The organism is Neobacillus sp., assembly GCF_031988165.1.
Lineage (GTDB): Bacteria > Bacillota > Bacilli > Bacillales > Cytobacillaceae > Neobacillus > Neobacillus rhizosphaerae.
In genome coordinates this window covers 164,177-180,193 of sequence record NZ_DALZYO010000003.1, presented here as the reverse complement: position 1 = coordinate 180,193, position 16,017 = coordinate 164,177, and the positions used below count along the sequence as shown (strand labels likewise).

At 32.7% G+C, this 16,017-nt stretch carries 14 protein-coding genes and 1 pseudogene; 3 read left to right on the top strand and 12 right to left on the bottom strand.

Annotation, left to right across the window (positions count from 1 at the left end):
• Positions 1-432: 432 nt before the first annotated feature.
• The 10 genes from RTR43_RS03160 to RTR43_RS03115 all read right to left on the bottom strand — a co-directional run bounded on the left by RTR43_RS03160 (position 433) and on the right by RTR43_RS03115 (position 11,675).
• Complete coding sequence (locus RTR43_RS03160; RefSeq protein ID WP_312469596.1) at positions 433-837, bottom strand: hypothetical protein; 405 nt, start codon at positions 835-837, stop codon at positions 433-435.
• A 295-nt stretch (positions 838-1,132) separates the two neighbouring features.
• Positions 1,133-1,606, bottom strand: a complete 474-nt coding sequence (locus RTR43_RS03155) for a hypothetical protein (protein ID WP_312469593.1) — start codon at positions 1,604-1,606, stop codon at positions 1,133-1,135.
• A 60-nt stretch (positions 1,607-1,666) separates the two neighbouring features.
• A complete protein-coding gene (locus RTR43_RS03150; protein WP_312469591.1) occupies positions 1,667-2,206 on the bottom strand; it encodes an SMI1/KNR4 family protein in 540 nt (179 codons plus the stop codon).
• Positions 2,207-3,403: 1,197 nt separating this feature from the next.
• Positions 3,404-4,162: a hypothetical protein gene (locus RTR43_RS03145; RefSeq protein WP_312469589.1), complete on the bottom strand. Its 759-nt coding sequence runs from the start codon at positions 4,160-4,162 to the stop codon at positions 3,404-3,406.
• Complete coding sequence (locus RTR43_RS03140) at positions 4,143-4,691, bottom strand: sigma-70 family RNA polymerase sigma factor (protein ID WP_312469587.1); 549 nt, start codon at positions 4,689-4,691, stop codon at positions 4,143-4,145. Before RTR43_RS03140 ends, RTR43_RS03145 begins: the two co-directional genes overlap by 20 nt.
• A gap of 217 nt (positions 4,692-4,908) precedes the next feature.
• Complete coding sequence (locus tag RTR43_RS03135; protein WP_312469585.1) at positions 4,909-6,315, bottom strand: sensor histidine kinase; 1,407 nt, start codon at positions 6,313-6,315, stop codon at positions 4,909-4,911.
• A gap of 237 nt (positions 6,316-6,552) precedes the next feature.
• Complete coding sequence (locus RTR43_RS03130; RefSeq protein ID WP_312469584.1) at positions 6,553-7,035, bottom strand: AraC family transcriptional regulator; 483 nt, start codon at positions 7,033-7,035, stop codon at positions 6,553-6,555.
• Between the two features lie 300 nt (positions 7,036-7,335).
• Positions 7,336-7,962, bottom strand: coding sequence for a class I SAM-dependent methyltransferase (locus RTR43_RS03125; RefSeq protein WP_312469582.1), 627 nt, complete (start codon positions 7,960-7,962; stop codon positions 7,336-7,338).
• A 497-nt stretch (positions 7,963-8,459) separates the two neighbouring features.
• Entirely contained in the window at positions 8,460-11,060 is a 2,601-nt protein-coding gene (gene ppsA / locus RTR43_RS03120; protein WP_312469581.1) for a phosphoenolpyruvate synthase, read from the bottom strand.
• A 345-nt stretch (positions 11,061-11,405) separates the two neighbouring features.
• Positions 11,406-11,675 carry a hypothetical protein gene (locus tag RTR43_RS03115; RefSeq protein ID WP_312469580.1) on the bottom strand — a complete coding sequence of 90 codons (270 nt, stop codon included), beginning with the start codon at positions 11,673-11,675 and terminating at the stop codon, positions 11,406-11,408.
• 144 nt (positions 11,676-11,819) lie between these two features.
• Between RTR43_RS03115 and RTR43_RS03110 the strand changes: the two genes are divergently transcribed.
• Positions 11,820-11,996 (top strand): hypothetical protein, encoded by a 177-nt coding sequence (locus tag RTR43_RS03110; RefSeq protein ID WP_312469578.1) that lies wholly within the window; start codon positions 11,820-11,822, stop codon positions 11,994-11,996.
• 15 nt (positions 11,997-12,011) lie between these two features.
• Positions 12,012-12,326, top strand: a pseudogene (locus RTR43_RS03105) (redoxin domain-containing protein); the annotation flags it as partial.
• A 939-nt stretch (positions 12,327-13,265) separates the two neighbouring features.
• Here RTR43_RS03105 and RTR43_RS03100 read toward each other — a convergent pair.
• Together RTR43_RS03100 and RTR43_RS03095 are read right to left on the bottom strand one after the other, a co-directional pair.
• Positions 13,266-13,634, bottom strand: a complete 369-nt coding sequence (locus RTR43_RS03100; RefSeq protein WP_312469575.1) for a rhodanese-like domain-containing protein — start codon at positions 13,632-13,634, stop codon at positions 13,266-13,268.
• 574 nt (positions 13,635-14,208) lie between these two features.
• Entirely contained in the window at positions 14,209-14,340 is a 132-nt protein-coding gene (locus RTR43_RS03095; RefSeq protein ID WP_312469573.1) for a hypothetical protein, read from the bottom strand.
• 1,135 nt (positions 14,341-15,475) lie between these two features.
• Between RTR43_RS03095 and RTR43_RS03090 the strand changes: the two genes are divergently transcribed.
• Positions 15,476-15,727 (top strand): DUF2533 family protein, encoded by a 252-nt coding sequence (locus RTR43_RS03090; protein ID WP_312469571.1) that lies wholly within the window; start codon positions 15,476-15,478, stop codon positions 15,725-15,727.
• The last annotated feature ends 290 nt before the right edge of the window (positions 15,728-16,017 follow it).

The following is a 16,017-nucleotide window of genomic DNA, read 5'->3' as shown; positions in this document are numbered from 1 at the left end:
TGTTACGTATCTCTTATTATCTCTTAACCCGAAAAGAAATGTATGTAGACTTAGGTGAAGACTACTTTGATAAGCAGAGAAAACAATCAATTGTTCGGCATTCTCTGAGACGACTCGAAAGTTTAGGATACATTGTTACGCTCGAAGAACCTAAAGCCTCTTAATCCAGTTCACTTATTTACCATAGATCATTGAATCTGGCGCTCTCTTCGCTTTTTTAAAAAAACAAATGAGCTGCGTCCTCTTAAGTAATGCCTTTTTCTCTGATTTACAGAAGTTAATTTTCATAGTAGTTTAAGTGCATTTCTTCACATTTTCTTCCTTACTCATTCCTTTAGTTAATAGGGAATATCTTACTAATACACAATTTATTCGAACTATGATTTAATTAATTTACCCAATAATTCAAAGGCAAGTTTTTTATTTTTTTGTCTAAATCTTCGTTTTAAGATTTGATTTCAATAACTCTCTTTCTAACTTATAAAATTTAAAACCAAACCATGTAAAAATATTTAATAAACAAAGTAGAATAAGGTTTGGAATCAAAGGACCATGGTCAGGATTTGAATCATCTAAGTAATTTACAATGACTGCAATAGAAGTTCCAAAGAACCAAATCACCGGAAGAATTAAACCTAAATATTTGTTTTTTCTACTAGACAAAAACCTTTGAAATTTGTAAATGAGAAATACTATACCAAGAGATATAAGATAAAAAGCAACATCTTCAAGATGCTCCTTCTTAAACATATAACTTGGATCATCAATCATTCTTACTACAAAAGTAATTAATAAAATAGTTATGCCTAGCCAATTAAGTATTTTAAACTTCTTCACCTAAATCACCTGACCCTAAGTGTTCTATAAGAAATATTCTTACTGGTTCATCATATTTACTTAGCGTCACCCTTGCTAACATCAATCATTAATACGGCAGATTGAATTTCTTTTATTTTTTCAAGTGTTTTATCATCCATTTTATCCAGCCTCCTATGTCTCTTTTTCCGTCAATTGCGAAGTTAATAAACAACTTCTTCTTCTACTATTCTGCCACGTTAGTGAAAAAAGCGAAACCCCCAATTGAAGTTTCGCACAAGTTCATTAAAATCCGTTTTTTTACTTTAGTTTAGCTTTAATTTGTTCCAGTTTCATCCTTATTAAATACTTCCAAGTTGTAGTTGTAATCAAGATTTATAAGAATATCGTTCGCTTGATGTAATTTTGTAATATTTTTATCAGTTATTCCCTGCTCAGTAAGCTCCAAAACTTTGTTTAACGCTTCCTTTACTTTCTTAGAAGCTTTAACTTTTTCTGCCAATCTATTTGCTCCTTTTACGTAATCCATAAGAGGTCCAGTATTTCCTATTTCATCAAAGGAGTCAACATTGGCTACTAGTGCATCAAGCCAAATTGAAGTGTTATGGATTCCATCTGACAAAGTGCCATTTGCATATATATCATCTTCATCTTTAGCAGTATAAACAACTTGTGGTTCTTTGGATTTAACCGTTTTTTCTTCGACTTTTACATTTTTCGCTCCAGTCACAGATGAACAACCTGTTAAAATCAAAAGTAAAAGGAATAGAAATAAACTTAACTGTTTCATTAGACACCTCCCAAAAGGTCATTTCCTGATAATTAAATTGTTAAATTACTCTGCTAAAGATTAATCAAATTTAACCTCTTTAGAAAACCATTCCCAATACGCATTTCCCTGTGCAATAATCATTCTTTCTAACCAGGTTGTCAAATCAGAGTAAAAACTTATGGTTTCAATACTCCTCAACAGGATATTTACTTTTTTAGTATCATTAAAATTAGAACGGTCAAGTAATAACGTACCTCTATCTACAACATAGCCAATTGGGTAGCAATATTTTAAAATATATTCCACATCACAATAGTTTTTCATTGAATTATATTCATTTATCATTTTCTCGATTGAATAAAGACAAAAGGAGTAACCATATTCGTAGGTGAAAAACTCAGCACCATTATGTAATAATAAGAAATCTTTATATTCAGTAGGCAAGACCAACTGGTTTTTTGTTATAAGTATTTTTAATTCGTCTTTAGTAATGGGCTTATTAAAATTAAAACCAACTTTTGGGTAAATTCCAGATGAACTATGGACATTTAATAAATAATTTTCATCCAATCTTGTTTTTAGTGCTTCCAAAACATTTAATATTGACGAATCCTTCATACTCATCACCCCTAAGGAAAAAATTGAATCACTGTAGCAGAAAGTATTCGTGATGGGAATGGCAATTCCCTTTTTTACTAAACTGATCTTTAGTTCAAAAAGAAAAAGCTGCCTCGACGACAGCTCCGATCTTAAACTCTTGCCCCCGTTAGTTTAAGTGAAACTCTTTACAATCTTTTTTTACCTTAACAAAATATAATCCCTTAATGTGTTGGGACATATCAAAATACTCCTTCTTAGTACATTTTTCATTATTGGTTATCCTCCTTATTTTTTTGTTTTAGCTCTTTTAAAATTTCATTTAATAGTTCATGTGTTTTATCGGCAAACTGTCCATTTCTGTAGTGAATGAAAGCTAATAAAATATATATCCCCACAAGCACACCAAAGATTAAAGCAAACATAGCAATTGAGATATGAATCTCCCCCTAAAAATATATTTACATGGAAAATTATATAATAGGAGGAAAGTTATGCAAACAAATAATTTTGAAGATACAGATATTTCGGAAAATAAACCTCCCTAATCGAATAGGGAAAATACATTACCCTACTTTTGCAGCACTTCCAATAAACCAACAGCACGGGGTCATTGATAACATTGTTGAATAAAAGCTAATAACAATTGTTCAACTAAACTGCCACTTTAGTTTAAGTGCATTTCTTCACAATCTCTTCTAAAATATACATTTATTTTGAAAATGAGTTACTCAACAATCTGGCCCGTTTGTGGAACAAGAAAAAATCCTGCATCAACACAGGATTTTTAATCAATCTTTATTTTAAATAATTAAACTCTTTTAAAATGATCAATCTTTTTTATAAAACTACAGTAACCTCACAGCATTTTACTTCTTAAAGTTATCTGCCACTTTCGTTAAGTTTAGTTGAAATTTTAACAATATCATTGTAACTATTTATATTGTTAAATCACAAAAATATAGCAGTCAATATTTACTTCAACATACAATAGTATTTTTACAAGGTATTAAGGATTTTTGTGTCAATTTGCAAGGTATTAAGGACTTTTGTGTCAATTTGCAAGGTATTAAGGACTTTTGTGTCACTCGTCATTAGTTTAAGTACGTTTTTCCACAAACTTCTTTTTTGGAATGGCTAGTTAAACAATATTGTTGTTATTTCAATCATAAAAAAAGAACCAAATTAGGCCCTTTTTGTGTTTGCATGTTAAATTGTTCAATTGTTATATCTCAAAATATGCAACAAACCGTTGTCATTCACGAATCGAAATCCCACGATTTTTCCTTCTTCCTTTTCCTTTGTAGAAAAGACGACTTCACCTTCTACACTTGCAGTTTTTTCCTCATCTCCATTTTTCTGATAACCGACCTTTGCTATGAAGGTATAACGATATGATATATTCTCTTGCTCAATCGTGATATTCTTAAGACTTAACTTATAGCCATTATCGTAGGCACCGGTTTGGTATTTAGTACCACCAAATGCTGCAATGAAGGTCTCGATCCTAGAAAAATCTGCAAAGTAACGTCCGTATACTTCTGCTAAATATTTATCTAACTCTTGGTTCTCTGCTTTATTATTTACAACACTCCTATATTTAGGATTCCATATTAAATCTATTAACTTCTCATCCGGACCAGTAAACTCATGCTCAAGAACTTTTTTAATTGCTGTCTTTCGCACCCAGTTAACTTCATTATTACTTTGTTCTTCTGTTTTGGATCCATTTCTTTGTTCTAATTGTGATGGTTTATCAGAGGAATTTATGCTCTTTTTTGTTATATCTGTAATAAATATTATGCTGCCTATGAGTACTGTCACCGTTAAGAGCTTAGGAAACCACTCTAATCTGTTTTTTTTATGCGGTTGCTTTATGGCACTTCTTATTTTCACCTTATGTTCTTCCGAAAAATGGTTTCCCTTATATACAGTATCATCCATTGCTCTTTTAAGGTTACTCAATTGTTCTTCCATAAAGTTCACTTCCACCTAATAGTTTTTTTACCAATATCCGACCCCTCTTTAATCTTGTTTTTACTGTATTTTCATTAATGGCTAAAAGTTCAGCAATTTCGGTAATAGTCATCTCTTCATAATAGAAAAAGATAATTACTTCTCGATATTTTACTGGCAAGGAGAGGACTGTTTGAGAAAGCTTTTCTTTTTCGCTTTTCAACACCAACCTCATTTCTGGAGACAAATCCTTATTAATAAAGTGTTTGAGTAAGTTATTGTTAAAATAGTATCTTTTTAGAAATGAGCTTTTTAGCATATCTTTACAGCGATTAATGGTGATACGATAAATCCAAGGTTTGAAATAGTGTATTTCAGATGCTTTATAATATTGGTTATAACAAGTAACAAAAACTTCTTGGACAACATCTTGTGCCAAGCCCCAATCCTTTAAGTAACTAAACGCTAATTTCTTTAATCGTTCTCCATATTCACTCATTATTATTTCCAACCATTCATCTTGATTATTTTCCGTATTTTCTTTTGCCATTTACTCACCACCTTAAATTTCTATAGCTACAACGAGATACAGTTTTTAAAAGTTTCACTTTATTAAAAGATTAAGTTAATTTATTTCATTTTTAATTTTTAGGCTCTCTTAGTCCAATAAGAAAGCGATACTCTTATAGAAGTATCGCACTTATTATAGAAATAACGAATTTTCTTTTTATTCATCTGTATATACCAATGATTTCTACAATTATGAATTACATTTTGGGGAATCTTAGAACAAATTTTGTCCTCTCATTCTTAACACTAAAAACTTCAATTTTACCATTATGAAGTTCTACAATTTTCTTAACAATAGATAATCCCAGTCCAAATTCTCCAATCGGATTATTGGTTCTTGAAACATCTGCTTTATAAAATCTACGCCAAATATTTTCCACTTCACTTGCTTCAATTCCAATACCAGTGTCTTCAACCTCTATTATTGTGTCCTGTTCATCTTCTTTCCCTTGAATGTAAATTGTTCCACCACTTGTAAACTGAATACTGTTTTTTACTATATTAATGAGAATTTGTAATAATCTATCATAATCAGCGAAAATTATTAAGTGTTCATCGGCTTCAATAATTATCTCATTATCTTTTTCTGCTGCTTGTATGTATAATTGGTCTTTAATAACCTCAATTACCTCTAACACTTGAATTTCTTGTATAAATAACTTAATTTGATCTGACCTGATTTTATCATAGTCCAAATTTTCATTCACAAGCCTTATTAATCTTTTTGCTTCTTTAGTAATAAGTGCAATCCCATTTTGTCTTTCTTTTTCGGGGATCAAATTATGATTTAATCCATCTAAGACTCCACATATAGTAGTAAGTGGGGTTTTTAATTCGTGTGAAACATCAGACATAAATTGCCTTCTTCTGCTTTCCAAGGCACTGATTTCTTCCATTGAAAGATTAATTTTATCTACCATTTGGTTAAAATCATTTCCTAGTTCACCTATCTCATCAAAGTGGGAAGTAGGAATTTTAACAGAATAATCTCCCGAAGAAACAATTGATGTTGCTTTTTGAATACGTTTAATTCTATTAACGTGAATTCTAGATAGTAACCAACTCAATAATAAAGATACGAATAAGGCAATAAGAATAGCATAAATCAAATAGTGATTAATTTGATCAATCATCACTTTAGAGCCACTAATAGGAGATGTAAGTAATATTCCTCCAGCTAATCTGTTTTTTTTTAAGTAAGGTAATGCCACAAGGGTAACTTCATTTTTAGAGCCTCTAATCCTATCTTTAACTACAAGTGGTGAACCTCCTGTGATTTTTTCTAGTGCAACATCCGTTAGTTTTACTTCTGGATCAGGGAATCCTGTTGGGTAAAGGATTTTTCCATCTTTATTAAATAGAGAAAAACTAATGTTTCTTCCAGTTAAAACCTCTCCATATTTTCTTATTACTTCTTCTGGGCCGAATTCATTATTTTCTAACGCAACCATGATATTTTTTCCATACGATATTAATTCTTTGGATTTATTCTGATAAACCAACGTTTCAATATAATGTGTAAATAAGATACTAAGTAATAAAAATGCAACTAAGATAACACCTAAATGACTTAACAATAATTGATAAAGGAACCTAACTTTCATAAATTACTCCTTCAGGATAATTTTTAAAAAATAATTATTTCCACTTTTGTAAATACATTAACAAAATTTAACATACCAAACAATAAATTCTTGAATATTTACAATTTTATTCATAATTTATTAACAATTATTTATTGAATAAAATTTTCTATCAATTAGTCCTATTTAATATTAGTTGAATAACAAAAATGCCGCCTTGATTGGCAGCACATATTCTTAAATTAACCCGAGAGTTCTTCAAGATATTCTTTTTTTAACTGGTACAAATAAATCAACTTTACATTTCCCCTCTGGGTCTTCGGAAGGGTTATTCATATTAAATTCAAGGTTATATCTATCGTAATCTGCATCATAATCGCTATTTGGTAGCCATTCTACAAACATATACTGGTAAGCAAAATTCAACTTATCAGGAGTATCATAGAAGTGATACAAGGCATAATGCCCCCCATCCAATTTTTTAAATTTCATATCCTTATGTCTCTCTTTATAAAATCCGTCAGGAATTGTAACACAAGCATCATGGCGGCAATCCTTGCTTTCGACTAAATTAGGATTATCTAATGAAATTCCGATAAATGATTGTTGAGGTGGGAATAGCCCATTGCTAATTGCCCAATTAATCAGGTTTCCCCAGTGTTCTTGAGGTTCATAATAACTCCCAGTCCGTCTAATAAACGCTACTTCAGTTTCAGGTAATTCCTTTATTAAAATATTCATTCTTAAAATCCCCCATTTGGAAATAGTCACCCCTCAATACAATTCGCTATTTATTGAATAATTTCCTTCTTCCACTCCCTCACCCCTTAGCTTAAGTACATTCTTTCTTCACAATCTTGTGTACAGAGTTTTAGTAGATTTATTCAAAAACTTGTTCTTTTTCCACTCATTTATTACAGGAATGCTGTCCCGATTGTTCCATAAAAAATGGCTTCCTATAATTTAAGGAAAGCAGCCGTTAGCATATCCACATCCTATTTCCTAACAATTCACTTTTTAAAATTTTTTGTATGATTATCTTTATAATTCTTTCTTACATTTTACAATTATAAATTTTATTGGAGGTTTATTTTTCATGTTCTTACTTAGCTCGTCAATTTCTGAAAACTCTACCAGTCCATATTTTCCAAATTCTTGTTTTATGGAGTCAGAATCATAAAAAAACATTTTTACGCCTTCCATTATCTCGAAATAGTCTTTATCCAATTGTTTGCCCTTTCCAAACATTGGGGCTTTTTTTGAAACAGTTGTAAAAATCATATATCCATTTGGCTTTAACTGATTATAGCAATCTTTAATAAACTTATCTCTCTCACGATTATTCAATAAGTGAATAAGTGCATAGCAAAATATACCGTCATAGAGTTTGTTATCAAAAGGCATGTCAGTTACTGATCCATGAAAAATACCAATATCAACTCCATTTTGCCTCGCCAAATCAATCGCTGTTTTTGAAATCTCAATACCTGTAACATTTATTCCATTTTCAATAAAAACCTTTGCATTTCTACCATATCCAATACCTGGTACCAGTATATCCTTAACATTCCTTTCAAGGAAAAAGTCCTTTGTTAAGATTGCGGAGTCTGTAGGTTCAAATCCCCACATCGTTTGTTTTTCTATAAAACTTGATTCCCAGAATTCCATTATATCTCTATCTCCTTTATGTTTTATTTTAATTGGGCTACTATGTTGCTTGACGCTAATGTTTATTTTAATTAAAGACATAATGACTTTTTAAAACTATAATTGGTATTCATCTTTTTGTAAAATTTTTAAACCTCCTTTTGGTTTAATGTAACAATTCTAAATTTGGTATAAATCCCTCTTCAACTCCCTGCTCCTTTAGTTGAATAAGAAATTGAAAAAAGAGCTGCCGCAGAAACTCGTTACAATCTTTTACTCAAGCACCCTCTAATTTAAGTGATAGCATTCACAAATTAATATAAAAAAAGCCGATCTCCACATTTGGAAAGTCGGCCATATTGATGTATTGAGTGGATTTGGATCGGAAACTATCAATTTGTAAGTATGCACCACCGATAAAGTTGGCTTCAACTTTTGTCCCAATGGAAAGATTGTGAGACACCGCTCTGGTATCCACTGGAGCGGTGCTACTAATTAAATCTGGACGTATTCGGCAATTACAATATTTCAATATACCCTTCTGTTCCATGCACGCGAATTCGTTGCCCGTCTTTTATCAGATTGGTGGCATTTTCCACTCCGACAACTGCTGGTAAGCCATATTCACGCGCGATAACTGCTCCATGGGTCATCAGTCCACCAACTTCGGTGACCAGGCCTTTTATGGATACAAACAATGGTGTCCAGCTAGGGTCAGTAAAGGCGGTGACTAATATATCTCCATCTTCTAGATCAGCATCTTCCATGTTTAAGATGACACGTGCTCGTCCCTCTATAACTCCAGAAGAAACAGGTAGACCTACAATAGCTTCGGCTGGGAGATTTTCTCGTTTGTACTCACCTGCAATGATTTCACCATCAGACGTGATAACACGTGGGGGAGTTAGTTTTTCATAAAATTTGTACTCGTCTTTTCGATTGTTGATGATCTGATAATCCAGTTTATTTGTGCGTACGACATCGCGAAGTTCTTCAAAAGTGAGATAGTATATATCTTCCTTTTCATGAATAACGTTGACTTGTACGAGTTGTTCGGCTTCTTTCAGTAAAGCCTGCTTATAAATGAAGTAGCGATTAACCATGCCATATTTTGGATATTCCCGATAACCGATGAAATTCCGGATTAGGTCGACCATTCGTTTTGTTTCTTTGGCTTTTTGTTCACCATCCGGTAATTGCTTCAATCGATCTAATAACTCTTGTTCTTTTTTCAAAGCCTCCAGCCGCCCTTGCTCAAATTTCCGATTGCTTTCATTAGGCTCAAAGTTTTTGATGTTATTGAGAATCATGGGGACAATTGTAATTGGTTTTTCACACCATCGTGTTCTAGTAATATCGATTTCTCCGGTACATCGCATTCCGTATTTGTTGAGAAAAGCATTGAAAGCGTCTCTAGCTTCCTTTCCACCCTCAAAATTAACCAGTTCATCCAAAAAGTTATCATCTTTTATATGTTGTAAATAATCAATTACTTCTGGATAAGGACGAATCACATCTGCGACATCCAATAGTGATAGACCCATTTCCGAAGTAATATTGTTTGGTACAGATTGAGAAAGCGTGTCTGCTGCGTTTTTTTCACCTAACCACTCGTTCATTTTTTCATTGATCCATGTTGAAGCATATATAGCAGCCATAAATACAGCTGAACTTTGTGGGTCAAATAAAATCTTCTTTAATTCCTGAATATCTTCTAGAATAAAATCAAATAAATCTATTCCTGATTTCGTTTGGATGTTTTGTTTTAACTCTTCAATCGATGTTTGACTACGCTTTATCAAATCAGAAACGATTGATGGATTGTTTTCGATTTGTGCTAGCATATCTGTATTGCCTCTAGTCGGACTCGGTTCTTTATTATCATTTGGTAACGATTTTATATAATCTCCACGCCCAATTGTGTTCATAAGAGCGTCTTTCATGAGCGGATCGTGTTGTCCCATAGCATTTAATAAAATGTTTCTACTGACAGGTGAAGCCAGTTGATGTGTGACATCAACAAACAACCTTCCACCAGCTTTACGCATGGGCGCAGGAGTAGTTAACAGGAAAAAAGACAATCCCAATGGATTTATGGGGTCTGTCATCATTTGTTGATGACCGACAGATACATAGACGTGGTTTTCTTGATCATTCGCTTCAGGAATGGGGTATAAAGTCGTGATTGGACGACTCTGGACAATATAAAATGTATCATCAACCAAACACCATTCGATATCTTGCGGACAGCCAAAATAAGTTTCGATCTGCCTTCCGATGCGCGCCAGTTGTAAAATTTGTTGGTCATTAAGTGTTTGAGTCTCTTGCTGATCAGGAGCGATCTTGTGTGTCTCTGTTCCTCCTTCTTTTCGTCCATAGATAGCTAATTTTTTGGTTGCTATCATCTTATCGACGATTTCCTCTTCCTGTACTTTATAACAATCGGCAGATACCAAGCCAGAGACCAGTGCTTCTCCAAGTCCAAAACTGGCATCGATTGATAGCAGCTTTCGGTTAGAAGTAATCGGATCAGCGGTAAATAAAATCCCTGAAGCCTGTGGGAAAACCATCCTTTGAACGATAACGGATAAATAAACTTGACTGTGGTCAAATCCATTTTTCATACGGTAGATTACCGCGCGATCCGTAAATAGGGAAGCCCAACATTTGCTGATATGCTGCAAGATTGCTTCTTTGCCGGTGATATTTAAATAAGTGTCTTGTTGACCAGCAAAAGAGGCATATGGTAAATCTTCAGCAGTCGCACTAGAACGCACTGCATAAGCATGTTCATCACCAAACTGGGAGAGATAGTGAGTAACTGCTTTCACAACATCGGAAGGAATTTCTACTTCCAAAATGATTTGTCGAATCTTCCTGCTGATTCCACCAATTTGATCTCGATCTTCTACTTTTAGCATTGTTAGTCGATCCAACAAGGCATGATACGTTTCGTTTTGTTCGATGGCTTTTTGATATCCCACTGTTGTAACACAAAATCCTTCTGGTACTTGTATTCCTTCAATTTTTGATAATTCCCCTAAATTTAACCCTTTTCCGCCAACGAGCAAAAGCTGCGTTTTTTCCATTTCCTGAAAACCGAGAACCAAAGAAATCATTCTACATCTCTCCTAACCATTAATGTTCTATTGATTTTAGCAGTAGTATATGAGAATAAAAAGTCTATATTAACCATTTTTTAAATGCTATAATTAAATTAGGAAGAGTTCAAAAAATAGCTAAACCTTACCATACAGTAGTAAACTGATGCCCGGTTCATCCACTCGAAAGTAGCACATATGCCTTTTGGTCCACAATGAATATGGTTAAAATCAACTTTTTTCCATTTAATCTGTTTATTTTCCCCAAAATATCTTATATTAATATGAGATTTCAAGCTCTTATTAAACCTGCTTCGTTAGTAAAAAACTCAATATTCTGACTAATAACAATATGGATTTCTCTCATGAAATATTAGTGTCCATCTCTTCCCAACTATAACCTGGTATGGTTGCAATTAATAATATGTTTTGGAATACATCTATATCCAAAACAATATTGTCTTTAACCTCATATACTTTCTCTATCCTTTCGATGGTTTCATTTCCAAAATCAAATTTGTAAATTGCCGCTCCTCTATCTGTTATACCAAATAAATTCTGTCCTTTTTTAATTAATCTAGAAATCGGTTCAATCAACTTGTCGTTTTTCCCATTTATCTCCACTAACGTCACGTATCCACAATCCACTATCGGTTAAATATGAGTTAATAGTTTTTAAATAATAGTTTGGTATTTATTCATATTTCTTTATTAAAAACTTATACCACATTGGGTATAATGAATGTGAAATAAAATACAAAGGAGGTAATCTGCCAAATGCAGAAAAGGAAATATCTTATGACCATTCTTTCCCTAATGTTATTTACCATCATAGTGACTGGGTGTTCTCCTGATGAGAATGCAAAAGCTCTTAAGGATGATAAAGGGAGCATAGTAGCGTTAGACAATAAAGAAAAACCAACTTTACTTTTTTTATTCACAGGGAATAGTTGAGACTACTGTAAATCACAGCTGGTCGAGCTGCAGAAAAATAAAGAGTTATTTGTTGGGTTCCCAGGAGATATTTATGCTCTAAGTGCAGATTCTGTAGAGCATCATAAAGAATTAAAAGCTGAGCTGGGTCTGGATTATCCAATATTATCTGATAAATACCTACAAATGATTGAAAAAGCTGGTTTAAAGGATCCAAGTGAGCCTAAATCACTAAGAGGATTTGTAATCCTTGATAAAAAAGGAAACATCATCGAATCACGTCAAGTAGATCCATTTGGAGATGAAGCAGCTAACATTATTTCGTATGCTACTGAAAAACTAGCACAATAAAATAAGGTGAGAAGTCCTCCCAGCAAAATGGATCTGGACTTCTCACCTTTTAAATTAGAGTAGATAAAATGTGAAAAAAAGGGCTAAATAGCCCTCTTTTAATATTAAACCCGAAGGATTGTAAATTGTCCGTCTCCGAATATTGACTTTGTATAATCAATTTTTACATTATTAAAATAAACTTGATCACGTTCATTAACTAAAAACTGAATTCCGTCTAGTTCAAAGATTTCATCAGTATCTAAAGCCGACTCCTCCAGAGTCAGGCGAAGCTGCGGCCCCCCTCAGCCAATTCCCATTGATAAGCGGATCAGCGGCTTTTTGCCCTCATTGATTACATCTTGAACTTCATTTGTAATTTTTATAATTGCTGCATGGGTTACTTTCACCATTTATTTATCCCTCCAAAATAAAGTCACTATCTCTTTGTAGTTAATAACCAAACACTTATGCCGCCTTTGACATTCATCACTTTTGGAAATCCTATTTTTTTAACTTCCTACTAAACTACTGGCTTCTCATTCCACTTTTAATCATTGGTTTTGATAAAAGGAATATCATTGACAAGAATTATATTATACCCACATAGGTATAATGTCAACGTTATTCTCTTCATGAATTAATAATTAAACTTACTGTTATCAAAAGCAATAAAATGAGCATCAATGTTAGAAGCTCATTTTATATATATTTGATTTTTCTAAAACTTTTTCTGTTACCCCAAGTTCATATGTTTTAATCTCAAATTTTATTCTTATTGCTGCCATATATAGAAGAATAAGTTTTCCAACTGATTACTTTCTTTGTCATATTTCTTCCCTCAAAACCCAACATACCCCAAGTCGTTTATATACCTATATAGGTATAATGTTCCATTAAAAAATTGTAAGGCAATTTTTTTATACAGTTTTTTTTGGTGCAATTTTCAAATTTTAGATCTTATTGTTCAATTTCAAATGGCCAGGCATTCATACCCTCAGTCAAGTTATAAATTTTCTTAAAACCATTGCTTGTTAAAATTTCACTAGCTTGGACGGAACGGTTGCCGCTGCGGCAGACCACTAAATAGGGGTCATTCTTTTGTAATTCATTTAATTTTCCTTCTAATTCTTGGACTGGAATCAACGTTGCATCAGGAATATGCCCCGCTTGAAATTCTTCTGGCGTCCTTACATCTAACACGACAACTTCTTTGTTGTCTATTAATTTTTTTGCTTCATCTGAAGATACATTTCGATATCCTTCATTTCCACATGCGGTAAGAACTAAGACTACGAATAAGGCTAAAAAGAGCAATATTTTTTTCAATGTACAACCACCTTTAGACGATTTCCCCTGATTACTCCAGGGGGTATAATTTTATTATATAAAATTAAAATCTATCATCAATCCATTTTTTATCTTTTATTTGAATGTTTTTTGAACAACAACATATCAATGAACAATTTTGGTCATTTTAAAGATAATACGAGTATTTTGGAAAGGAGTTTAATAATAGAAAGCCATTGATCATTTTCAAAAAATGTCAGGAGTTTTGTATCAAAAAAATAGAAGGTGCAAACTTTTATTTCAGGAATAATTAACACAAATACTGAGACCTGATTTTTCATATGCAACTATAAATCTTTCAGAACAAAGAAATGTGGAAAAATACCAAAAATTAAATCTAAAAATGACGGTTTATAATGTTTTTCTTTCCTCGTGATTCTTGTTCAACTAGCCTCCCTTAGTCGAACAAGGTAAAGGCGATGCCTTTTTAAAGCATCGCCCCCCTGTTCAATATGTTTACCTAAAATTAATAGACAGCCCTATGAGGATTTACATTAGTATCCCTAAAATTATTTTTGAGGAACAGAGGGACAGGTTTACTGTCCCATATTATTTACTTATTTTTAGTTCTTTGGGCTCTTATTGCAATTTTTTCAAGTCCATTTTCCCCTGCAATTTCTGCATCTGCTTTTGTTGGTAGAGCATTTTTATTATTCTTAAATTGGTTATTCTGACTTTTAGCCATTTTTTCACCACCCTTGTAGTTTGATTTAGGTATCTCTTCAAGGATGCCGAACTTTATAAATACACCATATCAAGATATCGGAGCAGTATTTTTTCATATTTTTTCGTTAACGGCACCCACATATTAGTTTGCTTTCTTTTTTATAGGCTATGCGATTTGATTTTCTTCTTAAACTAACCCGTTACTAGAATAAGAAAAAAGCCACCAAAAGTGGTACCGATTTAATCATAAAGATAGGTAAGGGTTTGAAGTTATCTCTCGCTTTTCCCCCGATCTAGCGTCTTTCACCGCATCCGGGGTTCCAACTAACCCAATTCAACTAAAATTCCTTCATCCTTTCCATGAGGTTAGTTTCCTTGTTTTTTTTTCTTTATCAAATTATAAAAATTATTCGCTAGATAAAAAGCAAAAGCTATATGGCATACCCAATCATAGCGAAAAGGACTAGGAATACCTCGAGCTCCGATTATGAAAAAAACATATACAGTGAATATTACATTTCTTACCCCATTTGCCGTGTACGATGATACTAGTCGTTTTAAAACAATGTCAATTATAATCCATAAGACAAATACCACGTTCACTAAAATACGAATTTGGTAATATTCTTCGATAATATCTTGTCTAGTTGCATACATTAAGAAAAAAAACACACCTAATAATATTCCAATGACCATATAGCACTTTAACCAAATCGGATAATTTAATGTTTTCATTTTAATCCCAACCAATCCCATTTTCCATTTTTCTTTCCATCTAAACCATCAATCCAGTCAAGGAGTAATGTTTCTTGGCTAGAGAATGTAGTTAGCACTATACCCCCCTTTTACAAAAAGCGTTCCTGCTTAAATACAGAAACGCCGTTTTTTAAATTTTATCATCCTTTTTTGGTCAAAAATCTAACTCTTTTCTGAACTTTTTCATTCCTTATTAAACTATCATGACCCGTTACTTATTATTTGGTAAATGGATTGCATAAACATCGCCTTACTTAATCCTTTTTCGTTTTTTTCTGAGTCATCCTTGTACCCCGTTTCACTAGAAAAACTGCCTCTCGTCAGTGATTAAAATCTATACTCCCTTCCTTTTTGATTATGGTATTATGGAAACAGTCAATCATTTAAGGAGTGAAATCATGAGTGTACATAAAGATTTGATTAAACACGCGGAAAAACAAAATAAAATTTATAAAATGTTTTTAGCTCTTGATCAACAACGGGAAAGCTTTATCGAGGAAGCTGTTGAGTTATGTAAACACGGCAGTCCCTTTTCAACAGATAAAATAAACGAAGTAACGAATAAAATTAATAAAATTAATCTGCGATTTATACCGACGAGGAAAAACGTTACGGTTGATATGATTAAGGATTACGTAAAAAATTCATAGCTATCAGTGCCTGTACTGTTAGCTATTTTTAACAAATAACGGACAGTATTTCAGTCAAAAACGAAAACCTTCGCAAGTTAAAAGCAGTGAATTTCAATAACAAAATCCTACTAATATAAAGAGAAAATTATATTTATATAATATATTCCTTGTCATATCCCGTGGTTTTTAGCATTTTTATCGTATTTAAGTATACTAAAATACTAATATGAAGGAGAATTAAAGGTTTTTAAAATTACTAGCTCATGCGTTGTATTTGTTATGCAACTAGCCAATTTTTGATGTTGCTA